This is a genomic window from Dysosmobacter acutus, from assembly GCF_018919205.1.
Classification (GTDB): Bacteria; Bacillota; Clostridia; order Oscillospirales; family Oscillospiraceae; genus Oscillibacter; species Oscillibacter acutus.
This window is the reverse complement of record NZ_JAHLQN010000001.1, coordinates 2539937-2564354: the sequence shown is the minus strand read 5'-3', so window position 1 is coordinate 2564354 and position 24418 is coordinate 2539937. Positions and strand designations below refer to the sequence as shown.

Here is a 24418-nt window from a genome sequence, read left to right as displayed (position 1 = left end):
AGGAGGAATGAGCCATGCCAATCACAAAACCGCAGCTCCCGCCCCGCGCGGGATACGTGGAGGTGGTCAATGCCGACGGTCTCCACGTCTACAAGCCCACGCCTGAAACGGCCAGAAAGTTAGCGGAGGAAGAAGCCCTGAAGGCGGAGAACCACGCCCTGAAGGCTCAAATTTCCGCGCTCAGCGACCAGAATGACTTCCAGGAGGAATTGATCGTGGAGCTTGCAAACATCGTATATGCGTGAGTTCTGCGCCTCAGTGGCGCTTACGCTTTACTATTTACTATCGAAAGGAGATCAAGGAATGATGGCCATGTTATTTGCGCAGAGGGTGATCCTTGGAAAGACGGAGTTCAGCGCCGTGCCCAATAAGCTGAAAGAGCAGGTGGCGGAGATTCTGGTCAATGAATGCGGCCTGCCTGAGCTGGTGCCCACGGAGTACGGCGGAACCGCTGAATAATCACTCCTCCCAATGCCCGGTCCTCCAGTTGCGCCCCGGCTCATGGGAAACCCATTTCATAGCCCCGCAGTTAGGACAGGCCTGATCCATGTGGAACCTGGGCCAGAGCTGACCGGCGGCCGGAGGATCAAAGGGGCATGGGGCCCCGCAGCTTCCGCAGATGACCACTACTTTATAGGGATTATGCTTCACCATATCACCCTTTCAGGAGAGAGAAGAATGATACAGAGTATTGCCGCATTACATGCAAATATCCCAGCGATTTTACAAGAGGGAGGGGTGATTGGATGGAGACATTGATCTTACTCCTGTCAGGCGCCGCGGGCGCGGCGATGATCAAGCTGTTGGACGGGATTGTCCAATTCGCCCTCCAGCGCCGGGCAAAGCGTCAGGATGACGGCCAGAGCCAGAAAACAGAGATGGAAAAACGCATCGAGGCCATTGCGGACTGCATGATGGTCTCCATGCTGGACCGCATTCAGTACCTCAGCAAGTGCTACATAAAGGACGGCTCCGTGGATGTGGAGGACCTGAGAAGGCTACACATCATGCATGAAAAGTATCACGCGGTGGGCGGCAACGGGGACCTGGACAGGCTTATGAGCCAGGTGGACGACCTGCCGATCAGGATTTGAAAGGAGAGCGCATTATGAATCTGAAGAAGTACGCATGGAACATCTTTGAGATCGCAAAGGCGAACAACGAGGACCTGGGCGTGGCCCGGAGAATGCTGATCAACAACATCACCAAGGGCATGGCTGTCAACGGCGGAACAGAACTGGATTATCCCGCTCTGTGCAAGCGCTGGGAGGCCATGGATGGCGCGGCCCAGGAGGCTGCCTTGGAGGAGCTGAATGCTTACCTCACCGACTTTTCCACCGACGCGCCCTACCACAGCCTCTGCAAGGCCTTTGAGCAGGGCGACCGGGAGGCATTTGACAAGGCGCTGGAGGGTTAAAAGATGGACATTACCTCATTGGGCATCACGGGGGTGGCGGTGATCACGGTGATCTGCTACCTGATCGGCCAGGCGGTCAAGGTGACGGGTCTTGACAACAAGTACATCCCCGTGATCGTGGGTACGACGGGCGGTATATTGGGCGTGGCGGGCATGTTCCTCATGCCGGACTTCCCGGCTAACGACTACATGACCGCCGTGGCCGTGGGCATCGTGAGCGGCCTCGCCGCCACGGGCATTAACCAGGTGGTCAAGCAGATGGGCGGTGGAGGCAGTGAGTGACCATTGCGCCGTCACCATTCCTTTGAAGGACGTCGCCCGCATTCAGGTTTACATCAACAGCCCCCGCAAGACACTGTCCTCCATCAAGCAGGCCACCGGGGCGGACTACCTCCTCAATGGAACGCTCTACAACATGTCCACCGGGGCCGTCAACTGCCACCTGAAGGTGGAGGGCAGGGTGATTGCCAGGCCGGGGTACTCCGTATACGGCTATGCCTGGGATGTTGGGCCGGACATCGCCATGCGGGTGCTGCCAGCAAACACGGCCAATTACATCGCCTGTACGCCGCTCATCATCGGCGGGGTGAAATCGGCCAGGCCCACCTACGACCCCGGCCAGGGCGGGAGAAGGGGCCGCAGCGCAATCGGGATCAAGGGGGACCGGCTGGCCCTGTACTGCACACGGGACGGGGGGAGCATGGCCCGGACGCCGGAAGGGCTGCGGGATGACCTCTATGCCGCCGGGTGGGACAGCGCGGTCATGTTGGACGGCGGCGGCAGCTCCCAGTGCGACTTTGCCGGGAAGAAGATCACAAGCTCCCGGAAGGTCCAGCATTTGATTCTGGTGTACCTCCGCAAGGGGGACGCATATGAGCCGAAAGGAGACAAGCCCATGATTGAGATAAACGCGTACAGCAAGAAGGCAGACGGCGCCAAGAAGCTGTCTACCAACTTTAAGGTCAGCGAGTTCGCCTGCAAGGACGGCAGCGACGCGATCCTGGTGGCGCCGCGTCTGGTGATGGTGCTCCAGAGCATCCGGAGCCACTTTGGCAGGGCGGTGAACATCACCAGCGCCTACCGTACGCCCCAGTACAACGAGAAGGTGGGCGGGGCGGCGCAGAGCCAGCACTGCTATGGCACGGCGGCCGACATCACGCTCAGCGGCGTCAGCGTGGACAAGATAGCATCCTATGCCCGGCAGATCCTGCCGGACTGGGGCGGCGTGGGCGTCTATGCCAAGCAGGGCTTTGTCCACGTGGATGTGCGGGACGTAAAGGCGGACTGGAACGAATAAAGGAGAGCCCCCGGGGAGAGCGATCTCCTCGGGGGATTTTTTGCTACTCAGTAGTATGAAGTAGTATTGGTGTGCACTGACCTGTTATGATATGATAAATATATAACAAAAAAAGAGAGAGTACGTGTGTTTGGGTCTCGGATGGAAATTTCCTGTGTTCGATTGAATGGAGGAGGTTTTGCTGATGTGCCAGTACAAATCATTACTCCGTATGTTTCTGCGCGACACACTGTATTCCTACCGCAAAGACCACGGGCTCTCACAGGAGCAGATGGCGGAGCTTCTGCACATTTCACCCCGCTCGTATATCGACCAGGAGCACGGCAGGTACAGCTTTTCCGCGCCCACCATGATGTTTTTCATCCTTGCTCTTTCGGATGAGGAAAAGTTGGCCTTGATTCACGGGTTCAAGGAGTACATGGAGAAGGCTGAGGAGCGTGGGGATGTGATGTGAGACTTAATCATGAAATTGCACACAATTTTGCACATGTGTAAAATAATATGCTGTATTTTCAACGAATATAAAGAATTTTATCCGGGGTTCAACTCCCCCGCCTCCACCAAAAAGAAAAGCCAGATGAACCCAATCAGGTTCATCTGGCTTTTCTTTGGCGTTACTTGTGCAGTTGTTCGTACTCCCGCAAAGAGGCAAGGGCCTGCTTGGACATGGGGAGGATGACGGCGATGTTGAAAATGGTCATCAGGCCGATTCCCACGTCTCCCAAGTCCCACACGAACGTGTAGGTGGCCAGCCCTCCGATGAACAGCATCCCCAGCGCCAGCACCTTGTAGGCGGTCTGAGAGAACCAGTTGTCTCCGAAGAGATAAGCCACGTTGGAACGTGCGTAGAAGAGGATGCCGATGAAGGTGGAAAAGCTGAACAGCCACAGAACCACGGCGATGAACACCACGCCGAACCGGCCCAGATGATACTGCATGGAGGCCTGGAGCAGGTCCATGCCCTCCATGCCGGCCACGTTGGTCTCCGGTGTGACCAGCATGATCAGAGCCGTGCAGCTGCAGATGACAATGGTGTCGATGAACACGCCCAGAGCCTGGAGGAGTCCCGACTTGGCCGGATGGGATACGTCCGCCGCGGCCGCTGCGCAGGGGGCGGAGCCGGAGCCGGCCTCGTTGGAGAAAAGGCCCCGCTTCACACCGTTCATCAGTACGGCTCCAAAACCGCCGGCCACCGCCTGCCGCAGACCAAACGCCTCGGAGAAGATGCGCTGAAAGACCGAGGGCAGAAGCGCCGCGTTTTTAATCAGCAGGAACAGGGTAATGACAAAATAGCAGCCCGCCATGATGGGCACCAGCACGTCCAGTACCTTCACCGTGGCGTTTTTCCGCAGCACGATGACGGCGGCCAGCGCGACCAGAACCACCGTGGTGTAAAGGGGCGGAATCTGAAATGCGTTTTGAAAGGCGCTGGAGACGGAGTTGCTGATGACCTGGCTGATGCCGCACCAGCAGATCAGGCCGGAGATGGCAAAAAGAACCGCAATTACGGAATACCGCCGGGCTGTTCCGCCCAACTTTTCCTCGACGAAACGGTGAATATAGTAGGCGGGACCGCCCCGGTAGCCGCCGTAGAGAGGATCTTTCTGCTTGTGGAGCTGGGCCAGCGTGGCCTCAATGAAGGCGGTGGAGGAGCCCAGAAGGGCGGAAATCCACATCCAGAACACCGCGCCCGCCCCGCCTGCGGAGATGGCCGCGACCACGCCGACCAGGTTTCCCATTCCCACCCGGGTGGCGGTGGAGACAATCAGCGCCTGAAGGCCGGAGATGCCGTGCCTGCGGTCTCTGGACCGCTTTTCCGCGGCAACGCGCAGCATTTCCGGAAAGAGACGGATTGGCAGAAAACGGGTGCGGATGGTGAAGTAAATGCCGGTGGGAATCAAAAGCAGCACCAGAAGCGAAATGCCCACAGCGCCTCCGCCGGGCAGGGGAATGGAAAAGAGGTCCCCCCATAAAAACTGATAGACAGTGGAAATAAGTCGGATAATCGGTTCCATTGGCCTGTGTCCCTTTCCTGATTCATGTTTGCCGCCGGCGCGCCGGCAGTTGATTTTTCCAGAAATCAGTATATAATGGGAACGTCTATTTGTAAAATCGATAATTCAGATAAGGAAGATCAAAAAAATAGATGGAGGAAAGCGATGGACCTGCGGAATTTGAGAACATTCATCTATGTCTCGGAGCAGTGCAGCTTTACAAAGGCGGCGGAGCGGCTGGGGTATTCCCAGTCCACGGTCTCCTTCCAGATCAGGCAGCTGGAGGAGGAGCTGAACGTGCGGCTCTTTGAGCGGATTCATCACACGGTGAAGCTGACGGACCAGGGACGGGAAGTGCTGCGCTACGCCCACCGGATGGACAAGCTGAGAGCGGAACTGGAGCAGGACCTGCGGGAGGAGAAAGAGGTGACGGGCCACGTGCGCCTGGCTATGGCGGATTCGCTGTGCACCCAGTTGGGCAGGACGTTTCAGGATTTTTGGATAAGGTACCCGGGCATCAGCCTGAAAATCATTGCGGCGGGCACGGAGGAGATGTTCCGGCTTTTAAACCACAATGAGGTGGACCTGGTCTTCACGCTGGATAATCACATCTACAATACGGAGTACCGGCTGATCCGGGAGGAAAAGATTGAGACCCATTTTGTGGCCGCGCCGGACTGCCCCCTTGTCGGGCGGGAGCGTGTTTCCGTCCGGGAGGTGGCAGACTACCCTTTCCTCCTGACGGAGAAGGGGATGAGCTACCGCCGCCTGATGGATGAACAGCTGGCGTCCCGCTCCCTGGAGGTCAGCCCCATTCTGGAGACGGGCAACACGGAGATCATCTGTCAGCTGGTGTCCCGGGGAGCGGGGTGCGCCTTCCTCCCGGATTACGCTACCGAGGAGGATGTGCTGGCGGGACGGCTGGTGCGGCTAAAGGTGGATGATTTTACGGTGGAGGTTTGGAAGCAGCTGTTCTGCCATCGGGACAAGTGGGTATCCCCCCATCTTCAGTCCGTGATGGCCTACTGCGCCGGAATCTGAAAAGAGATGTGCCGCGGCTTTTAAGCCGCGGCACATCTCTTTTATCCCTTATAAAAAGGGCTTCATCTGTTCCACATTGGACTGCTCGGTTGCAAGAAGCTCTTCCGCCAGCGACCGCACCTGGCGGTCGTCGCCGGCGTAGTCGTGGAGATGCTTCAGGCCCTTGGTGATGCCCATTTGATTTCCCTTGATCACCATCTCGGCAATTTTGGAAGAAGAGGGGTCGGCCAGGGTCTGCACAGTGGACATGACCTCGGAGGAAATCCGGGCCATGAGAGCGGGCTCCCTGGGTGTTTCCCCTTTGGAGCGCAGCATCCGGGCGGAGCGTCTGGAGATGTTCTCATATTCAGAAATCTGGGACTGGATGGACTCTCTCAGCCTGTCGTCGGCCTGTCCCACCACATTTTGAAGTCCCTCTATGCCCATCTCCGCCGTCTCGTGGACATATTGAAGCAATTCGGTATCCTGCATTGTACTCACCTCTGCCAATAGTATGACCAATGGGGACAAGAATACTTAAAGGTCCTCCAGGTCCGCGGCAGGCAGGTCGTTTTCCACGTTGTCCCTTCCCAGGTCAGTGTCGATGACGGGATATACGCTGGGAATGGGTTTTTCCTGCAGTCCCGGCTGGGGAAGCTCAATGCGCTTTTTTTCATCCATTGCAATCACCTCCGACATAGTTTGCCCGCATACGGGCGGTTTATGTCGAATGAGACATTGCACGGAGGTCGGCTGGTAAACTGTTCGGAAAATCTATTTGTTATTTTGATTTAATTCCATTAAAACAGGCTGATCTGCTCCGCCGGGCGCGCGCTTTTCCGCGCGGTTTCCCACCGCACGCACTCCGGAAGCTCCTTCAGGAACAAAGACTCTCCGGATCCGGCGGTGAGGATCAGCTCCTCCCGGGCGCGGGTCATGCCCACATAGAACAACCTCCGTTCCTCCTCCACATCCGTGGTCCGGGTCTGGGCCTCCAGGGGGAGGGTATCCACGCCGGCCAGAAAGACCGCCGGGAACTCCAGCCCTTTGGATGCGTGGAAGGTCATGAGACGCACCGCGCCGGACTCCCAGCCTTTTCCCGCCGCGCGGCACAGGTCCGCCTCCTGTCCCAGGGTCAACGCATTCAGGAAGTCGGGGAAGGAGGCGTGGAAAACCGCCGTGTTTTTCAGCTGTTTTAGGGCGGGCGAACCGCCGTACTGCTCTATCCAGCGCTCGATTAACCGCCAGGGCTTTTCACTGCCCACCAGGGGCAAATAGGCTTCCGTCCGGGCCAGCCAATCCTCCAGGAGGCCGTGGCCCCGCGCGGTATCCCGCAGGGCCTCCGGGTTCAGAACCTCCAGGTCGCGGCAGGCTGCCTGGGCGATTTGGATCAGATCGGCGGGGCAGTCCCACACAAGGCGCAGAGCGGTTTTTAGGGCCGCGCCGTGGCCGGGGCTCAGGAGAAAGTGGAAAAAGGAGAGGAGGCCACGGACCTCGTCCCGCTCCAAAAACTCCTCCCGGCCCGTTACCACACAGGGAATGTCGTCGTGGCGCAGACACTTTTCCACTAACTCCAGCTGACGATGGGTGCGGCAGAGGACGGCAATGTCGGAAAAGGCCCGGGCATTCCGCTCGTGATTTAGTCCCTGGGCCTCTAACATGTCCACGCCGCCGGTCATGCGGCCAATCTCTTTGGCAATGAAAACGCTCTCTTCAAACCCTCCCGCGGCCCGCACCAGGCGCACCTGGGGACCGGAGAGACGGTTGGGTCGGAGGCGGCGGAGGCCGCCGGGGTTTTTTGCGATGACCCCAAGGGCGGATTCCAGAATCTCGGGCGTGGAGCGGTAGTTTTCCATGAGGCGGATTTCCCGCCTCTCAGGATACTCCTCCATCAATTGCCGGAAGCAGCGTCCGCTGGCGCCGCGGAAGCCGTAGATGGACTGGTCGCCGTCGCCGATGACGAAAAGGCTTGCGCCACTCCGGCTCCAGGCGCGGACCAGGTCGTACTGGACCGCGTTGATATCCTGGAATTCATCCACCAGCAGGTGGGTAAACCCCCTGCGTCCGGTGGTGTCTAACTTCAGCGCCTCTGTCAGCAGATCGTCAAAGTCAAGGAGGCCCGATTCTTTGAGACGGGCACCGTAGGCCTCGTACAGGGACTCCTCCAGCTCCGCCCCCTCCGGGGATGAACCGTTTTTGATCCGGGAAACCGCCTGCAAAAGGGCCTTGGGGCTCTTCCGGCTTCCGGCCTCCCGCAGCACGGCGGACGCGGTCTCAAGGGCCTCCCCCTGACTGATGAGGCGCACCCTGCCCAAGAGCTTTAAGCAGATGGCATGGAAGGTGCCGATGGTCATGGAGGACACGGCCCGCTTGCCGCCCAGCCGCTGCTCCAGCCGCTGGCGCATCTCGGCGGCAGCCTGGTTGGTGAAGGTGACGGCGGTGATTTCGCCGGGCTTGACGCCACGCTCCTCCACCAGGTGGGCAATCCGCGCGACCAGGGTCTTGGTCTTGCCCGTTCCCGGCCCGGCCACCACGGCCACCGTCCGCTCCGGCGCGCAGACCGCCTGGCGCTGCTCCGGGTTGAGGGAGACCGCCTCCGGGGAGGATGGGGCGGGGGCTGGAGTGGTCTTCTTCAGCGTCCGCTGACGCCTGGGCAGCTGGCTGGGAGCCGCAGCGCCGAACAGGGAGACCTGGCCGCTGAGCAGTGAGATCTCGGCGGGAGTCAGCAGAGAGATGGCGCCGTACTCCCCGTCAAACCCGGCGCGCCGCTGCACCTGGCCCAGCCGGAGGCGGCGGATGCCCTCCGCCACGCAGGGGCCTGACACGCGCTCAATGTCGGGGATGGAGACCTCCCGCAGGATGTGAAATTCCGGACCCAGTTCCCGGAGCATATGCTCATACTGCTCCAACGTCTTTTTCCCGGCGGCGGAGGCTCCGGTGGAGGCGGCGATAACCTCCGGCAGAGGGGCCAGGCTTTCAAAGGGCTTGGCGGATTGGGGGCGGAAGCCGTGAGGCCGGTCGGCCAGCTCCTCCACCCGGTGCTCCACGCCGATGGTGAGCTTTTTTCCGCACACCGGACAGCGGCCCTCCCGCTCCTCCGTCTCGGTCGGTGTGAGGCAGACGCCGCAGCTGCGGTGGCCGTCCAGGTGGTATTTGCCCTCCTCGGGGAAAAATTCAATGGTTCCCGTAAACCCCTTGCCGGTACGGATGGCCTGCATCAGGTGGGGATAGGAGAGGTCCGCGTCCAACAGATTGGCCTCCCGGCCCAACTTGGAGGGGGAGTGGGCGTCGGAATTGGACACCAGCGTCAGATGGTCCAGGGCGGAGAGACGCCAGTTCATCGGCGGATCGGAGGAGAGGCCGGTCTCCACGGCGTGGATGTGGGGCGTCAGATCGCCGAAGCACTCCTCCATGGTGTCAAAGCCGGAAAAGGCGCCGAACATGGCAAAGTGCGGCGTCCAGATGTGGGCGGGGATCAGCTCCGCGCCGGGGCATGTCTCCAGCGTCAGCTCCAAAAGGTCCCTGCTGTCCAAGCCCAGGATGGGGCGGCCGTCGGAGTGGATGTTGCCGATGGCCTCCAGTCTGGCGGAGAGCTCGTCCGCGTCCTTCAGGCTTGGAAGAAGGATGAGGTTGTGGACCTTGCGGGTCTTTCCGTCCCGCTTATAGATGGAGCTGATCTCACCCGTGACCACAAAGCGGGGCGCCTCCGCCGCCTCCCTGTCCGGAAGGAGCAGCTCCTCACGCAGCGTGTAGACCCCGTCCCCGGCGGGAAGCAGCTGCTCTTTCAGCTCCGCGCGCCAGGCGGGGTGGGTAAAGTCCCCGGTGCCCAAGAGGTGGATGCCCTTGCGCCGGGCCCACCAGTCCAGGTGGGGCAGGTCGCAGTCGCGGCTGGTGGCCCGGGAAAAGCGGGAGTGGATATGGAGATCGGCAATATACAAATCGTCACCTTCTGTCGAATGGTTTTCTTGATTATACCGCCTCCCGCGCCCCATTGCAACGCTGGTGCGGGGCATCTCCCTATTACTTAATTTGTGCATTTGGAGCGCCCATTGCCAAAAGAACAGGGGCAGCCTCAAAAGTGAGACCGCCCCTGTAAACTGGAGGCTACCTTGTTCTCTCAGGGCAAACCGCCTTTGCTGTCAATATGATAATTGCCATCACAGCAATTTGCACAAATGTGACAAGAAGCATAAGGCCGCGTGATTCATAATAGCGGAAGTTGTCCCAATTTATAACCAGTTCAACAATTACGGTCAACAGGATACTAAACCAAACATATGTGCGATTGATAATGTAACATACAACGGGCAGAATAAATGTCAATGCAAATACAACCGGCGATAAAAGATATTGAATGAGTACTGCCAACATTGTAAGCCCTCCAAATCGCAGACGGTTGCTTTTTAATACCTGCATGTATTTTATCACGCAGGCGAACTGCTTTCAGTATTTGGTCAAACTGCCGGAGATTTTAAGCGTGCACCAATAAAGGAAAAGGGAGCGCCGGTGCAGGGTCTTGCCAGGCGGGAAATCCTGTGCTACAGTAAAAGCGTTGGGGGAAAGATATGCACTGCCCCCTGACAGATGAACAAGCGACCGTTCTGACAGGCCCGGAGGAGTCCGGGCGGGAAGAGGCGGAGAAGGGCGCGCTGCGGCACGCTCCGGATTGTCTGCGCCTTTTCCTCAGGGGAAAGGCGCTTTTGCTGTTTGGAGGAGAAGAGATGGAGACACGAATTGCCCTGCTTGCCATTGTGGTGCAGGAGACCGGATCGGTGGGCCGGCTCAACGAGCTGCTCCACCAGTACGGGACATGGATCATCGGACGGATGGGCGTCCCCTACCGTCAGCGGGGCCTTCATATCATCAGCGTGGCCATGGACGCGCCCCAGGATGAGATCAGCGCCTTGGCTGGGAAGATCGGACGGCTGGAGGGCGTCACGGCGAAAACGGTTTACGCGCCGGCGGAGTCCGCGCCCGGCGAAAGACGGGAAAAGGAGAGGAACTGAGATGAAAAAAATGCTGGCGGCAGGACTGAGCCTCCTTCTAATCCTCTCTTTGGCCTCTTGCGGCGGCTCAAATGGAGCAGGCGGCCAAAGCGCCTCCACCCCCTCGGCGGAGGCGGAGCAGGCGGTCACAGTCCGGGCGGCGGCGCTGAAGGGCCCCACCGCCATGGGACTGGTGAAGCTGATGCGGGATTCGGAGGATGGAGACAGCACCTATGGATACTACGACTTTACGCTGGCCGCGTCCGCTGACGAGGTGAGCCCCGGCCTCATCCAAGGAGAGATAGACGTGGCCTGCGTCCCGGCCAACTTAGCGTCGGTGCTCTATGGAAAGAGCAGGGGGGAGATCGTGGCCCTGAATATCAACACCCTGGGCGTCCTCTATATCGTGGAGCGGGGGGAGAGCGTCACGTCCCTTTCCGATTTGAAGGGCAAGACCATTGCGGCGGCGGGAAAGGGTTCCACGCCGGAGTACGCCCTGCGGTATCTGCTGCGGGAAAACGGAGTGGATCCGGACGCCGATGTGACCATTGAGTGGAAGAGCGAGCACAGCGAGTGCGTCGGCGCCCTTGCCTCCGGCAGCGCAGCCATCGCCCTGCTGCCCCAGCCCTTTGTCACCGTAGCCCAGGGAAAGATAGAGGGACTGCGGGTGGCGCTGGATTTGACGGAGCAGTGGGACAAATTGGAGAGCGGCTCCGCCCTGATCACCGGCGTGACGGTGGGCCGCCGGCAGTTTGTGGAGGAGCATCCGGAAGCGGCGGCGTTGTTTTTGGAGGGATACGGCGCGTCTGTGGCGTGGGTCAATGAACAGACGGAGGACTCGGCACGGCTCATCGGCTCCTATGGGATTGTGGACGCCGCGGTGGCGGAGCAGGCGCTGCCCCGGTGCAACATCGTGTGCATCACCGGCGCTGAGATGAAGGAGAAACTGTCCGGCTACCTTGACGTGCTCTGCGACCAGGACCCGGCTTCCGTGGGAGGTGCTCTGCCTGAGGACGACTTCTATTACGGCGCGTAAAGCGCCAAGGCTCTGGGCCGTGTTCTTCTGGCTGGCCGTGTGGCAGGGGTTTGCCCTGCTGGTGGGGGAAGAGCTGCTGCTGCCGGGGCCGATTGACGCGGCTTGGAGCCTTGTTTTGCTGATGGGCTCCGTTTCGTTCTGGCAGGCGGCGGGATATTCGGCGGCGCGCATCTTGGGCGGCTTTTTCCTGGCCGCCGCCGCTGGGGTGCTCTGCGCCGCCTGCGGCTGTGCTTTCCGGGCGGTGCGGGAGCTGCTGCAGCCCCTGGTGGACGTGATGAAGGCTGTTCCGGTGGCCTCTTTCATCCTACTTGCGCTGATGTGCGTGCCCTCCCGGAAGCTGCCGCTGCTGATCTCCTTTCTGATCGTCTTTCCGACGGTCTACGGCAATGTGCTGGAGGGGAGCGGCCACGCGGAGGCGCAGCTTCTGGAGATGGCCCGGGTGTTCCGTGTGCCGCCGGCCCGCCAGATTCGGAGCATCTATCTGCCTCAGGTGATGCCCTACTTCCGCTCGGCCTGCTCCCTGAGCCTGGGGCTTTGCTGGAAGGCAGGAGTGGCGGCGGAGATCATCGGACTGCCGGCCGGGTCTGTGGGAGAACGGCTCTACACAGCCAAAATCTACTTTGAGACGCCGGAGCTGTTTGCCTGGACGGCCGCGGTGGTGGCCCTGTCGGCCCTCTCGGAGCGGCTGATCCTTGGGCTGATGGACCGTTTTTCCGGCGGGATGGGGGGTGCGTGATGGACGTGGTGCATCTTTGGAAAGCCTATGGGGACAAGCTTGTCCTGAGGGACCTCTCCTTTTCGGCGCCTCCGGGCGTCACCTGTATTGAGGCGCCCTCCGGCGGCGGAAAGACCACGCTGCTGCGAATCATCCTTGGACTGGAGAAGGCGGACCGGGGAAGGGTTGAGGGACTGGAGGGAGCACGGCTGGCCGCCGTATTCCAGGAGGACCGGCTGCTGCTGCACGCCGCGGCGATAGAGAATCTGACCTTTGTCAGAGCGGGCGCGGAGGAAGCGGCGGCAGAGCTGCTGGAGGAGCTGGGACTTCCCCTGTCCGGACAGCCGGTGGCGGAGTTTTCCGGTGGGATGCGCCGCCGGGTGGCCCTTGCAAGGGCACTGCTTGCGCCGTCGGACGCGCTGGTGTTGGACGAACCCTTCACGGGCCTGGATACGCAGAGCCGGGCCGCGTGCCTTGCCTGCCTCCGGCGAAGGGGAGAGGGAAAGGTCGTCCTGCTGGCTTCCCACAACCCTCAGGACGCCCGGGAGCTTGACGCCCGGGTGGTCCGTCTGCCTGCCATTTAAAAAGGTGGGGCGGCCTTTGTGGCCGCCCCGCCTTTTTCAGCAGATGAAGCTGGTTTTGATCTTTGGCTCGTACTGGGGGCGGGCCACGCCGGCCTGGTCGCCGGCCTGGATGCACTGGAGCAGCCAGGCCATGTTCTCCCCAAGGGTACGCATGGTCTGAAGACCTTCTTTGTCTTGAAGCACCTGCTCCGGCGTGTTGCCGTGCACCTGGTTCCAGTACTGGGAGGGGACAATGGGCATGTTGCTGATGGTGAAGTATTTGTTCAGCTGGTCAAAGGCCGCCGACGCGCCGCCCCGGCGGCAGGAGACCACGGCGGCGCCGGGCTTTCCCGCCATTCTTCCTCCGGCTATGTAAAAGAGCCGGTCCAAAAATGAGGTGATCTGACCGCTGGCGGCGGCATAGTGGACGGGGCTGCCCACCACCAGACCGTCAAATTCGTCCAGCCGCCCGGCAACCTCGTTGACCAGGTCCTCCCGGAAGCAGCGACCGGTTTTGGCGCAGCTGCCGCAGCCGATGCACCCGGCCACCGGCTGTACGCCCAAATAGACGATCTCCGTCTCCACGCCCCGGCGCTGCAGCGCCTTTTCCACCTCGCTGAGGGCGGTGTAGGTGCAGCCGCGTTCGTGGGGGCTGCCGTTGAGCAACAGTACTTTCATAAAAACGCTCCTTTCAGATGATCCGCCGGCCAAGCCGGCCGCTTCTTGGATTCAGTGTAGCACGGTGAAAAATCAAATGCAAATCTCTTTGGCCGGCGGCTTTGGGCTTTGCCGGAGCGGATCGGATCCCAATTCGCTCCGGGTCCCGGGAAGCTGCCACGGTTATGCAGAAAACTATATGACGGCAATCCCTTCCGGCATTCCTTTTACAGCTTGACCTTCTCCTGAGCCGGTGCCGTCCGGGCAAACAGGCGCCCTGCGATTTCGCGGACGTCCCTTGTGGCGACCGCGCTGCCGCCGGAGTACAGGCCGCTCCGGGAGGAGGCAGCCTGATTGATCCCTGTAAAACGCAGAACTGATATTGAGAAATGGCGTAAAAACCGGATGGGGAATATGGAGAGGGCTGTAAAACCGGAGAATTGGGGCAAAAATCGGAAATTTGTTGTTTTCAAAGGGACAAGGGTATGATATGCTGGATTTACACCCGGAAGGGAATCTGTGAAAAGAGAGAACTGCTTATGAAACATCTGCTTGGAAAACGCATAATGGCCATGGTCCTGGCAGCCGTGCTGACAGCGGCCATGGTGCTTCCCGCCTCCGCTGTGCTGGGGCAGAAGAAGAACCTGGAAGTCACCGCCGGCATTGGACTGACCATCAACGGTCTGAAGGCCAAAGCCACCGATGTCACCGGCAAGGCAGTAGACACCTTCTATTATGATGGCACCACCTATGTGCCGGTCCGCGCCGTGGGGGAGGCACTGGGCCAGACGGTGGCCTGGGATTCCGCCGGACAGTCTGTGGCCATCGGCACCAAAGGCAATGACGCGGCCAACGACGCGGCCTACCTGAGCGAGTATTTCGGCATTTCCCGGCTCAACGGCACGCTCAGCTGGGCCACCTACAACAGCGCCCTGGAGAAGATCGGCTTTGAAAAGGCCGCCGCCTCCGGGACCCTGACGGCTGCTACGGCCGCAAAATCCCTGGTGGCCGCCGCTAACATGACTGAACTGGCCCTGACCTACACGTCTCAGGAGGCCTCTGAGGCCTGCAAGCGCTACGGGACCATCTCCGCAGCCGACGCGCCCTATGTGGCCTGTGCCATTGAGATGGGGCTGATCCCCAACTCCGTGGACTTCACCGCCGCGCTGGACGGGGACACTGCCTCCGTGCTGCTGATGAACGCGGTGGAGGCCTCCGGCAAGGGCCGCAACTACATCGGCTTCTCCAATGATCCCGACATCGCCCAGAGACTGACCTCCACCTGGAACTCCTTTACCGTCTTTGACGACGAAGCGCTGAGTAAGCTGGGCGTGGAGATCGTCAGCAGCGGCGCGACCACCGGATACAATCTGAAATACGACGGCAATGCCGCCCGTTTCCTCTCCGGCAATACCATCCAGTACGGACATGACAACATCACCCACGCCGTGCAGCTGATGGGACTTTTGAACCGGGCGGGTCTGGTGGCCCGGGTCCAGCTGGAGCCCAAGGTCTCCGTCTATGAGTACCTGCTGGAGTGGAACGACGGCAAGATGCCCGCCTCTACTCCCACCTATGAAGTGCGTCAGGTGGCCGACAACCTGTACCTCACCTATGCGGTGGAGTATGATTTGCAATTGGAATTTTCCAGCCAGGCGGACCGCAACGCCTTTGACGGCATCATCGAGGAGTATGCCAAGAAGTACGACGACAATCCCGAGCTGGAGGGCCTCATCTACAGCTCCTGGTGGCAGCCGCTCTACAGCACCAAGGTGCAGATGAGCGCGCCGCAGTACCAGCAGATTTACGACGTGGTGGTCCGCAACGGCGACTACACCATCCATCCCTTTGCCACGGCCGAAACCCTTGGCGCCGTCCAGGGGAAGGTTGCCTCCGCGGCCTCCGGGCTCAGCGTGACTCCCACCAGGATCTGGGTTAACGCCGCCTTCTACCGCTATATCACCGGCACCAGCCATCAGTAAGCTTCAGATTACAGGGGAAGGCCGCCCAATTTGGGCGGCCTTCCTGTTTTGAGTCTGGAAACTTCCACCAGGTTTACTGCAGGGGATTTGGAGCATTTTACACGGGTTTTTCCTGAATCATATGAAAATACAGGAAAAAGGGAAACAAAGCTCAGTGGAAAATCGTCTATATACAAATAGACAATCGCGCTACATCTTGTGTCGGGAGCGATATTTGGCACTATATTTTCTGAAAGTGGCTTGTGGAATACAAGAAGATAGTATATAATAATAGCGCTAAATACTCTTGCGGAGAAACTCAGTTGATCACCGACGATGAAATGAGGTAAAGAAAATGAAAAAGCGTGTTGGTATCAAAAGAATCGTTTCCTTTTGCCTGACCCTTATACTTGTATGCGGGTTGGTGACGGTGCAGAGCACTGCCGCCACACTCAGCGACATCAAGGGCCATTGGGCTGAGGAAGCCATCCGGTCCGGAGTGAACGCCGGTTACATCAGCGGTTATCAGGATGGTACGTTCCGGCCGGACAACCCTGTGTCCCGTTCGGAGTTTTCCAAGATGCTCAATCAGGCCCTGGGTCTGAGCAACACGGTATCCATCAGCTTTTCTGATATCAGAAGTAGCGACTGGTGCTATTCTGAGCTGCAGAAGGCGGTTTCCGCCGGTTACATCGCCGGCTACACCGACGGCACCTTCCGGCCCAACCAGACCATCACCCGCCAGGAATCGGCATTGATGCTCAGCCGTGTGGTGACGCTGCCTGCGTCGGTCTCCTCCTCCAAGGTCTTTGCGGACTCCTCCTCCATCGGGGACTGGGCCCGTGACGGCGTGGACATCATCTACACCAAGGGGTACATGAAGGGCGACGGAACCAATAAGTTCAATCCCAACGCCAAGATGACCCGCGCCCAGGTGGCCCAGGTGATCTATCTGCTGCTGAAGGGCGAGAACGTGGTGTCTGATTCCACCGTTTCCATCTCCTCCGCCGTGACCCGCAGCAACACCCTTTATGCCAACAACGTCACCATCACCGACGCTGCGGGAACCGGCGCCGTGACGCTGCGCAACAGCCGTGTCTTAGGCGCTCTGACCGTCAACGGCGGCAGCATGGTCACGCTTTATGACACCAATGTAAACTACCTGTCCGCTTCTAAGGAGGATGCGGCCGTCTATGCCACCGGCAACACGGCGGTGAAGGAGACCGTGGTCAAAAACGGTGTCACCCTCTCTGAATCCTCCCTCACCGGCGAGGGCTTCCAGAATGTGACCCTTACCGGCTCTTCACTGGCCAGCAGCACCGTCAAGCTCTCCGGAACATTTGACAAGCTGACCGTGCAGAGCAGCACCGTCATCAACCACAGCAGCGGCAAGATTGCGGCCATGAGCCTGACCAGCAAGACCAACACGGTGATCCAGAAGGGCACCATCACCGCCCTGACCGTGGACAAGGCCGCCGCCGGCACCACCATCTCCTTGGCCAAGGGCGTCAGCGTGGGCACCGCCACCATGAACGGTCTGACCACTTTTTATGGTGAGGGCACCATTTCCACTGCTGTGGAAAATGTGAACGGCATCACCTATGAGACTCAGCCGGGCAAGATCACGAACAACGCGGACAAGGATACCAACGGAATCCTCCAGCCCACTGTGGTGCCCTCCAAGGGCGCTGGCTCCGTGGATACTTCGGCCACCATCTCTTTGGTCTTTGACGAGGCCATCTACAATTCCAGCGGAAACAGCGTCTCTGGCAGCTACATTGAAAATTCTGTGGTGGAGCTGCGCCGCGGAAGCTCCAGCGGCACCAAGGTGAATTTCTCCGCTTCCGTCAGCGGCAGGACCGTGACCATTACGCCGGACGCGGAACTCTCCACCGGTACTACCTACTATGTGATCGTCAAGGGCAGCACCCTGAAAAACAGCGCCGGACAGCGGAACACGGAGTACACCTCCTATTTCGGAACCAAATCCGCCTCCACCACCCTGAGCCCCACGGTCTCCCCCTCCAACGCCTCCACCGGTGTGGCCATTTCCAGCGCCATCACTCTGACCTTCCACGATGTGCTCTTCAATTCCAGCGGCAACACCCTCACCACCTCCTATGTGGAGGGCAGCGTGGTGGAACTGCGCCGCGGAAGTTCCAGCGGCGCGCTGGTCAGCTATACCGCATCCATCAGCTCCGATAAGAAGACCATCACCATCCGGCCGGATGAGGATCTGGCCACAAACACCACCTATTATGTGGTCGTGGCGGCCTCCAAGCTGAAAAACTCCGATGGAGCCACCAATCCCAAGGTCACCTCCTACTTCACCACCGGCACCTCCACCACCCTGACGCCTTCTGTCTCCCCCGCCAACGGCCGTACCAGCGTGTCCAAGACCACCAGCATCACGCTGACCTTTGACGAGGCGGTCTATGAGGATGTGGGTGTGACGCTGACCGCCTCCTACATTAGAAACAGCGTGGTGGAGCTGCGCAAGGACAGCACCACCGGTGAGAGCCTGGCCTATACCGCCACCATCAGTTCCAATAAGCGCACCATCACCATCAAGCCCAACGTGGCGCTGGCGGATGACACCACCTATTATGTTGTGGTGAACAAAGGGACGCTTGTCAATGAAAACGGCAGCTCCAACGGACGCTTTGTCTCCAAGTTCTCCACCGGCAAGACCGTGGAGACGGACATCGTGGTTTCTCCTGAGGATAAGGCCGTCAACGTCTCCGCCGGCGGACCCATCACGCTGACCTTTGGCTCCCCGGTCTACCGGTCGGGCTACACCACTTTGAAGCCTTCCTATGTGGAGAGCACTGCCATTGAGCTGCGCCGCGGCAGCACCTCCGGCTCCAAGGTGGACTTCACCGCCTCTGTCTCCAACGATGGCAAGACGGTTACCATTCAGCCCTATAACGACCTTGAGCTGAATACGAAATACTATGTGGTGGTAGTGTCCGGAACCCTGGAATATGAGGATGGCTCCAATGTGGGTTCTTTCTCCTCCTATTTCACCACGGAGGATTCCAACCCCCTGAACATCGTGGTGGACACAGACAATGACGTCTCCAGCACCTCCGCTGTATTTTCCGTGCAGTCCGACGTGGAGGGTAAGCTGACCGTGACCTATTCCGGCGGCGGCAAGACCACCACCCTGATTTCCAATATCACCACCAAGGCGAATGAGGCCAGGCGGTTTGAGCTGTCCGACCTGAAGGCGGGCACCAGCTATACCATCCGTGCCACACTGGTGTACAACGGCCTCACTTACACCAAGAGCCAGAGCTTCTCCACCACCTCCTCTTCCGTCACTTCCACGCTGAAGGAGATGCGCCTGATTGCGGACCCTGATGTCTACAGCATCATCGATACCGCTACCACGACCTCTTCCTATACGGTTTATCCTGCGGCGGCCGCAGGAGCGAAGCTGACCATGCTGCCCACCGAGGACTCCGTCAGTTCCATTGAGTACAAGATCGGCACCAGCAGCTCCACACCCTATATCCAGCTGGACCGGGACGGCGACGGGTACTATACCATCTCCAACCTGGACTTTGCCAAGGGTGAGACCATGACCATCCAGATCAAGGTGACGGCTGAGAATGCCAGCTACAACCGCACGTATACAGTGAAGATCACCTGTAACTATTGAGTTCAGGAATAGAGAAAAGGACCGCGGGATATTTCCCGCGGTCCTCTTTTCAAGAATAGGGACTTCCTCTGTGCTCATAGGATAAATGGCGAAAGGGGGAGTTTCCCATGCTGTCCGCTACGCTGCTGCTGCTGTGCAACAGCCTGCTGTTTTCCCTGAGGCTGGAAGGCAGCGGCAGTTCATTTCCAAAGCCCCTCTCTGCGGCGGAGGAAAGGCTGTATTTGGAACGGTTTTCACAAGGGGATGTGGAGGCCAGAAATGTACTCATCGAACACAATCTGAGACTGGTGGCACATATCATCAAGAACGGATGAAGCGGAAGGAAGAATTTTTCCGGTCAAAAACGACCCCGTAGGGGTCGCCGAATTTCAGGTGGATGTCCAGATGTACTTCTTCGCGGGTAGAGCCCGTTTTGACCACAATGTGGTCCAAGATGGTGGTCACCAGCTCGGAATGGATGCCGTTCTCGAAGGATAGATCCTGCTCGAGGGCGGCTTTTATTTTGTCCAGCTGCTCCACAGAGCGCTTGCTCTTTTGCTCTTCTGCTTTCAGAAGCTCCAGCCGTTCCTCCAGCCCTCTGATCTGCTCGTTAAAGCCGTCGTTGCGGCGCTTGAACTCATTGATGGTAATAGCCTCCGCCATACTCATCTCCAGCAGGCGGTCTTTTTTTGCGTGGATCGCGGACAAGTCCTCCTCGATCCGCAGGACGTCCCGCCCGTAGTCATGCTCATCGGGGACCGATTGGATGACCTTCACCACCGCGTCCACGATGGCCTGTTTATTCTGGGCCAGTTGGTCGAAGATGTGCGCCATAATCTGGTCCAGCTCGGTGGTGCGGAGCTGGGGCGCGGAGCAGGCCGCCCGGCCCCGGTTGCGGTACACCCGGCACTGCCAGACCTCCTTTTCCCCCTTAGCGCTTTTCAGCACCTGCCGGTGGTAGCTGGTGCCATGCTCCTCACAGATAATTTTACCGCTGTAGGGATAGCGGTTGTGAAACTCGGCGGCGCTCTGGTGGGCCATCATCTGCTCGCTGCGGCGCTTGTAGAGGGCGTTGGCCCGGTCCCACAACTCCTCAGACACGATGGCCGGGATGGAGGGGTCCGGGTACATGACCCACTCGCTCTCGTCCAGGAAGACCTTCCGTTTGCTGCGGTAGTCCACCGTCTGGGACTTGTTGGCGCAGTACCAGCCTTTGTACTTGGGATTGCAGAGGATGTGCCGGATGGTCAGCACGTTGAAGGCGTTTCCCTTCCGGCTGGTAAAGCCCTCGTCGTACAGCGTCTGGGAGATGCGCCTGATGCCCATCTGCTGATTGGCATAGAGGTCGAAAATGCGGCGGACCACTTGAGCTTCCTCCTCGTTGACGGTCAGCACGCAGTCCTTCTTGTCATAACCCCACAGCTTGTCGTTTCCCAACACATGCCCATTTTTGATGGCCTGGCGGAAGCCGAACTTCAGTCGCTCGGAGAGCTTGCGCACCTCATCCTGGGCCACGCCGGCCATGACCACCAGCCGGAATTCGCTGTCTGAATCCAGAGTGTTGATGTTATCGTTTTGGAACAACACCCCCACGTCGTGTTCCAGCAGCTCCTGGGTGTACTGGATGCTGTCCAGGGTGGAACGGGAAAAGCGGGATATTTCTTTCGTGATGATGAAGTCAAAGCATCCCGCTTTGGCGTCCGAGATCATCCGATTGAAACTATCCCGCTTTTTGGTACTTGTCCCGCTGATCCCCTCGTCGATATATCCCTCGACGTAGGTCCAGTTTGGTTTGCTTTGGATCAGCTCGGTATAATATTGCACTTGGTTTTCCAAACTGTTGAGTTGTTCATCCTTATCTGTGGATACCCGCGCGTAGAATGTCACGCGCAATGGGAGGTCGAAAATGGACTTCCCGTTCCTCATCTCATTGCGTATTTTCAGTACATTCATGGCTGTTCGCCTCCTCTGTCAAGCACACAGGATACCGAAAAAGCTCCGGCAAGTCTATCACAGAATGCACCAAATCTTCCGCGTGGGAATAGGTGGATTTCGATATAAGACCGAGGGAAAAAACGCGTCCCAGCAGGACGCTGACGACCTCTCTCTGTGCGCTCTCCAAAATTGCATCACCTCTTTTTCAAAGTATGAGGGTGGGAACACAAAAATGCCGGGCGGCCAAGCCGTCCGGCATGAAGATGTGGTATGATTGCAGTATCAACGCGGAAAGGAGCGGTTTGATGAAAGAGCGATTGACGCCAGAGGAAAAGCAGAGACTGGTAGTCCGTTACCAGTCGGGTGAGCCGGTCAAGGCCTTGTGCGCGGAGGTGGGTGCGTCCAAAAGCAGCTTTTATGAGTGGATTGGACAATACCGGGAAACTAAGACCCTAAGCGGGCAGGTGATGACGCCGCGGGAGTTTGAGTTTCTACGGCGGCGGGCACAGAAGTTGGAAGAGATGCTTACGGTATTAAAAACAGCGGGCTGCACGGTGTCCGCACCCTTACAGGAGAAGCTGAAGGAGCTGGAAAAGCTGTACGGGCAATTCAGCGTACACGTTTTGTGCGAGGCCATGGAGGTTTCCCGCGGTACCTTTTACAACTTCATGTTTCGAAGTAAGCGGGGAAATTCAGCCGCCGCCATGCGCCGTGAAGAGCTTCGGGTGCAGATTCGTGACGTCTACGAGGAGAACAGGCAGTTGTTCGGCGCGGGTAAGATTCGGGCCATATTGGTGGAACGTGGTCAAAGGGTCAGTCAGAAACTGGTGGCGGAACTGATGCGGGAGATGGGGCTTTCCAGTATACGCGTCACCGCCAAGCGGGATTACGAGAGATTGCAGAGCTACGAGAAGAAAGCAAACATTTTAAAGCAGCAATTTCAAACGCAAGAGCCAAATCAGGTATGGGTCAGTGATGTGACTTGTTTTCGGCTGAAAGATCGATGGTTTTATATCTGTGTAATGATCGACTTGTTTTCCCGCAAAGTAGTCACCTGTGGCATTTCACAGAAAAACAGTACCCGGCTGATTACCACAACATTTAAACAAGCATTTGCGGAGCGAAAGCCAAAGAAGGGCCTGATTTTCCACAGCGACCAAGGGGCGCAGTATACCGCCTATGCGTTCCGCAAACTTCTAAAGACGGTGGGCGTGACACAATCATTTTCTAAGCCGGGGACGCCCCATGACAACGCCGTGGCGGAAGCCTTTTTTGCGTCGTTCAAAAAAGAAGAGCTATACCGAACCAATTATCATTCAGAAGCGGAGTTTCGACGGCGGGTCCTCGACTACATGGATTTCTATAATAACGGTCGACCGCATAGAACGCTACATTACAAAACGCCCAACCGGGTTGAACAGGACTTTCAACTACATGATTTAGAAAGTAGCCGGAGCTGAGGGTTCTAAAAACAGATTTTAATAGTTTCTTCTCTTAAAATGAGAGGAAGTGTCATCCGGACGTTCCGGAAGCACGTGGACAAAAAAGACCGCCGAACCCTTGTGCAAGAAGGATTCAGCGGCGCAAAGAGAGATGGAGCACAAACCAGATTCCGGAGTTCTTGTTGCGAAAAAGAAGCTACGTCTACATGGTGCGAGTGACGGGACTCGAACCCCCATCATATTTCATATCGACCATTACACCACGAGAGATGGTGTTTTTTTATTGCCTATTTTAGAATCAATGCTGCAATCTGCGTGTTTTGGTTTGAAAAAATGAAAATATTCATCCAAAAGTCGTTTGATTTTTTGTAAATCTGTGGTACACTGGAAACAACGAGAATAAACCGATGTGAGGTGATGTGCTCATGTTTCGATCTGCAATGAAGGAGCTTGAGAAGTGGAAAGCGAAAAAACGACGCAAACCACTCATTATCCGAGGCGCCCGCCAGGTTGGCAAAACGTGGCTGATGAAGGAATTTGGTGCCACGGCGTATGCTCATACTATATATATCAATTTTGACAACAACGAGCGAATGAAACTGCTTTTTGGAGGCAGCTTTTCGGTTGAACGAATTGTCACCGGACTGGAGTTGTATGCTGGGCAGAAAATCGACGCAGACAGTACCCTGCTCATTTTTGATGAGGTGCAGGAGGTGCCCCAGGCGCTTGCAGCGCTCAAATACTTTAACGAGGATGCGCCGCAGTATCAAATCATCTGCGCCGGTTCCTTGTTGGGGGTGGCACTCCATCCCGGCACATCCTTTCCTGTGGGCAAGGTAGAGTTTCTCGATCTCTATCCGCTGTCTTTCTTTGAGTTTATGATGGCTATGGGCAAGGAGCAGTATGTGGACCTGTTGCAAAGAGGTGATTTTGAGATGGCCTCTACCTTTAGGCAAGACTATATCGACATGCTGAAACACTACTACTATGTGGGTGGAATGCCGGAAGTGGTGCAGGCCTTTGCGGACAACCGGGACTTTAACGAGGCGCGGGAGATCCAGCAGCGCATTTTGGCCGCCTACGAGCAGGATTTCTCCAAGCATGCTCCCAATGAGGTAGTCCCCCGTATACGGATGCTTTGGAACAGTATCCCGGCGCAACTGGCCAAAGAGAATAAAAAGTTCATTTATGGCCTCATTAAAGAGGGTGCCAGAGCGAAGGAATACGAGCTGGCCATGCTATGGCTCACCGACTGCGGGCTCGTTCATAAGGTCCACCGGGTGTCTGCTCCTAACCTACCGCTGAAAGCCTATGAGGATTTGAAAGCGTTTAAGTTGTTCCTCTTAGATGTTGGACTGCTGTCCTGCATGGTGGGCCTGCGGCAAGATGTTCTTTTGGACGGCAATGTACTGTTTAATGAATTCAAGGGCGCCTTAACGGAGCAGTATGTGCTTCAGCAACTGAAAACAATCAAAGGATTGAATATCTACTACTGGACGGCCGAGCGCGGAACAGCGGAAGTGGACTTCGTGATTGATAATGGTAGCGATGTGATTCCAGTTGAGGTTAAGGCAGAAGTCAATCTACAAGCCAAAAGTTTAAAGGTGTATCGAGAAAAGTTTAAGCCCCAATTATCCATTCGAACTTCTATGACGGAGTATAGACAAGAGGACTGGTTGCTGAACTTGCCGCTATGGGCAGTGGAAACAATAGCACGCGGTTAGGGTATCATTTCGCTAACCAAAATTTGTGC

The 24418-nt window shown here is 57.8% G+C and carries 24 protein-coding genes; 17 read left to right on the top strand and 7 right to left on the bottom strand.

The genetic code is table 11. The features are described 5' to 3' along the window. Positions 1 to 14: 14 nt before the first annotated feature. Together KQI82_RS12335 and KQI82_RS12330 are read left to right on the top strand one after the other, a co-directional pair. Complete coding sequence (locus tag KQI82_RS12335; RefSeq protein ID WP_216633041.1) at positions 15 to 245, top strand: hypothetical protein; 231 nt, start codon at positions 15 to 17, stop codon at positions 243 to 245. A gap of 58 nt (positions 246 to 303) precedes the next feature. Continuing rightward, on the top strand, positions 304 to 459 hold the full coding sequence (locus KQI82_RS12330) for a hypothetical protein (RefSeq protein ID WP_216633040.1): 156 nt from the start codon (positions 304 to 306) through the stop codon (positions 457 to 459). Here KQI82_RS12330 and KQI82_RS12325 read toward each other — a convergent pair whose 3' ends face one another. Beyond that, the gene (locus KQI82_RS12325) at positions 460 to 654 is read right to left on the bottom strand and encodes a hypothetical protein (RefSeq protein ID WP_216633039.1); all 195 of its coding nucleotides are present in this window, start codon (positions 652 to 654) and stop codon (positions 460 to 462) included. 92 nt (positions 655 to 746) lie between these two features. Here KQI82_RS12325 and KQI82_RS12320 point away from each other — a divergent pair, with 92 nt between their 5' ends. From KQI82_RS12320 to KQI82_RS12300, 5 genes are all read left to right on the top strand, one after another. Continuing rightward, positions 747 to 1094: a hypothetical protein gene (locus KQI82_RS12320; protein WP_216633038.1), complete on the top strand. Its 348-nt coding sequence runs from the start codon at positions 747 to 749 to the stop codon at positions 1092 to 1094. A 14-nt stretch (positions 1095 to 1108) separates the two neighbouring features. After that, on the top strand, positions 1109 to 1417 hold the full coding sequence (locus tag KQI82_RS12315) for a hypothetical protein (RefSeq protein ID WP_216633037.1): 309 nt from the start codon (positions 1109 to 1111) through the stop codon (positions 1415 to 1417). A gap of 3 nt (positions 1418 to 1420) precedes the next feature. After that, positions 1421 to 1699 carry a phage holin family protein gene (locus tag KQI82_RS12310; RefSeq protein WP_216633036.1) on the top strand — a complete coding sequence of 93 codons (279 nt, stop codon included), beginning with the start codon at positions 1421 to 1423 and terminating at the stop codon, positions 1697 to 1699. After that, on the top strand, positions 1692 to 2714 hold the full coding sequence (locus KQI82_RS15905; RefSeq protein WP_216633035.1) for a D-Ala-D-Ala carboxypeptidase family metallohydrolase: 1023 nt from the start codon (positions 1692 to 1694) through the stop codon (positions 2712 to 2714). The genes KQI82_RS12310 and KQI82_RS15905 overlap by 8 nt, the downstream gene beginning before the upstream one ends. A gap of 184 nt (positions 2715 to 2898) precedes the next feature. Then, positions 2899 to 3168, top strand: coding sequence for a helix-turn-helix transcriptional regulator (locus KQI82_RS12300; RefSeq protein ID WP_216633034.1), 270 nt, complete (start codon positions 2899 to 2901; stop codon positions 3166 to 3168). A 160-nt stretch (positions 3169 to 3328) separates the two neighbouring features. On the opposite strand, the gene KQI82_RS12295 is transcribed toward KQI82_RS12300, so the two are convergent. Beyond that, a complete protein-coding gene (locus KQI82_RS12295) occupies positions 3329 to 4729 on the bottom strand; it encodes an alanine/glycine:cation symporter family protein (protein WP_216633033.1) in 1401 nt (466 codons plus the stop codon). Positions 4730 to 4888: 159 nt separating this feature from the next. Here KQI82_RS12295 and KQI82_RS12290 point away from each other — a divergent pair, with 159 nt between their 5' ends. After that, entirely contained in the window at positions 4889 to 5749 is an 861-nt protein-coding gene (locus tag KQI82_RS12290) for a LysR family transcriptional regulator (RefSeq protein WP_216633032.1), read from the top strand. A 48-nt stretch (positions 5750 to 5797) separates the two neighbouring features. On the opposite strand, the gene KQI82_RS12285 is transcribed toward KQI82_RS12290, so the two are convergent. From KQI82_RS12285 to KQI82_RS12275, 3 genes are all read right to left on the bottom strand, one after another. Continuing rightward, complete coding sequence (locus KQI82_RS12285) at positions 5798 to 6220, bottom strand: hypothetical protein (RefSeq protein WP_216633031.1); 423 nt, start codon at positions 6218 to 6220, stop codon at positions 5798 to 5800. 45 nt (positions 6221 to 6265) lie between these two features. Next, the gene (locus KQI82_RS12280; RefSeq protein ID WP_187333502.1) at positions 6266 to 6409 is read right to left on the bottom strand and encodes a hypothetical protein; all 144 of its coding nucleotides are present in this window, start codon (positions 6407 to 6409) and stop codon (positions 6266 to 6268) included. A gap of 119 nt (positions 6410 to 6528) precedes the next feature. Continuing rightward, positions 6529 to 9666, bottom strand: a complete 3138-nt coding sequence (locus KQI82_RS12275) for a UvrD-helicase domain-containing protein (RefSeq protein ID WP_216633030.1) — start codon at positions 9664 to 9666, stop codon at positions 6529 to 6531. A gap of 783 nt (positions 9667 to 10449) precedes the next feature. On the opposite strand from KQI82_RS12275, the gene KQI82_RS12270 reads away from it, so the two are divergent. Genes KQI82_RS12270 through KQI82_RS12255 form a run of 4 tightly spaced genes read left to right on the top strand, consistent with a single transcriptional unit; the run spans position 10450 to position 13048 of the window. Beyond that, a complete protein-coding gene (locus KQI82_RS12270) occupies positions 10450 to 10734 on the top strand; it encodes a TM1266 family iron-only hydrogenase system putative regulator (protein ID WP_216633029.1) in 285 nt (94 codons plus the stop codon). Position 10735: 1 nt separating this feature from the next. Continuing rightward, positions 10736 to 11749: an ABC transporter substrate-binding protein gene (locus tag KQI82_RS12265; protein WP_216633028.1), complete on the top strand. Its 1014-nt coding sequence runs from the start codon at positions 10736 to 10738 to the stop codon at positions 11747 to 11749. After that, a complete protein-coding gene (locus tag KQI82_RS12260; RefSeq protein WP_338148978.1) occupies positions 11673 to 12485 on the top strand; it encodes an ABC transporter permease in 813 nt (270 codons plus the stop codon). Before KQI82_RS12265 ends, KQI82_RS12260 begins: the two co-directional genes overlap by 77 nt. Next, on the top strand, positions 12485 to 13048 hold the full coding sequence (locus KQI82_RS12255) for an ATP-binding cassette domain-containing protein (RefSeq protein ID WP_216633027.1): 564 nt from the start codon (positions 12485 to 12487) through the stop codon (positions 13046 to 13048). The genes KQI82_RS12260 and KQI82_RS12255 overlap by 1 nt, the downstream gene beginning before the upstream one ends. Before the next feature lie 36 nt (positions 13049 to 13084). Here the strand turns inward: KQI82_RS12255 and KQI82_RS12250 are convergent, their stop codons facing one another. Then, on the bottom strand, positions 13085 to 13705 hold the full coding sequence (locus tag KQI82_RS12250) for a flavodoxin family protein (protein ID WP_216633026.1): 621 nt from the start codon (positions 13703 to 13705) through the stop codon (positions 13085 to 13087). A gap of 518 nt (positions 13706 to 14223) precedes the next feature. Here KQI82_RS12250 and KQI82_RS12245 point away from each other — a divergent pair. From KQI82_RS12245 to KQI82_RS12235, 3 genes are all read left to right on the top strand, one after another. Continuing rightward, entirely contained in the window at positions 14224 to 15666 is a 1443-nt protein-coding gene (locus tag KQI82_RS12245) for a stalk domain-containing protein (protein WP_241426704.1), read from the top strand. A gap of 334 nt (positions 15667 to 16000) precedes the next feature. Beyond that, entirely contained in the window at positions 16001 to 19309 is a 3309-nt protein-coding gene (locus KQI82_RS12240; protein WP_216633025.1) for an Ig-like domain-containing protein, read from the top strand. 107 nt (positions 19310 to 19416) lie between these two features. Next, on the top strand, positions 19417 to 19623 hold the full coding sequence (locus tag KQI82_RS12235) for a sporulation sigma factor SigK (protein WP_216633024.1): 207 nt from the start codon (positions 19417 to 19419) through the stop codon (positions 19621 to 19623). Here KQI82_RS12235 and KQI82_RS12230 read toward each other — a convergent pair. Continuing rightward, on the bottom strand, positions 19610 to 21241 hold the full coding sequence (locus tag KQI82_RS12230) for a recombinase family protein (RefSeq protein ID WP_216633023.1): 1632 nt from the start codon (positions 21239 to 21241) through the stop codon (positions 19610 to 19612). The genes KQI82_RS12235 and KQI82_RS12230 overlap by 14 nt on opposite strands. Positions 21242 to 21528: 287 nt before the next feature. Here KQI82_RS12230 and KQI82_RS12225 point away from each other — a divergent pair, with 287 nt between their 5' ends. Both KQI82_RS12225 and KQI82_RS12220 read left to right on the top strand, forming a co-directional pair. Beyond that, entirely contained in the window at positions 21529 to 22683 is a 1155-nt protein-coding gene (locus tag KQI82_RS12225) for an IS3 family transposase (RefSeq protein WP_216633022.1), read from the top strand. A gap of 407 nt (positions 22684 to 23090) precedes the next feature. Continuing rightward, positions 23091 to 24389 (top strand): ATP-binding protein, encoded by a 1299-nt coding sequence (locus KQI82_RS12220; RefSeq protein ID WP_216633021.1) that lies wholly within the window; start codon positions 23091 to 23093, stop codon positions 24387 to 24389. Positions 24390 to 24418 lie beyond the last annotated feature (29 nt).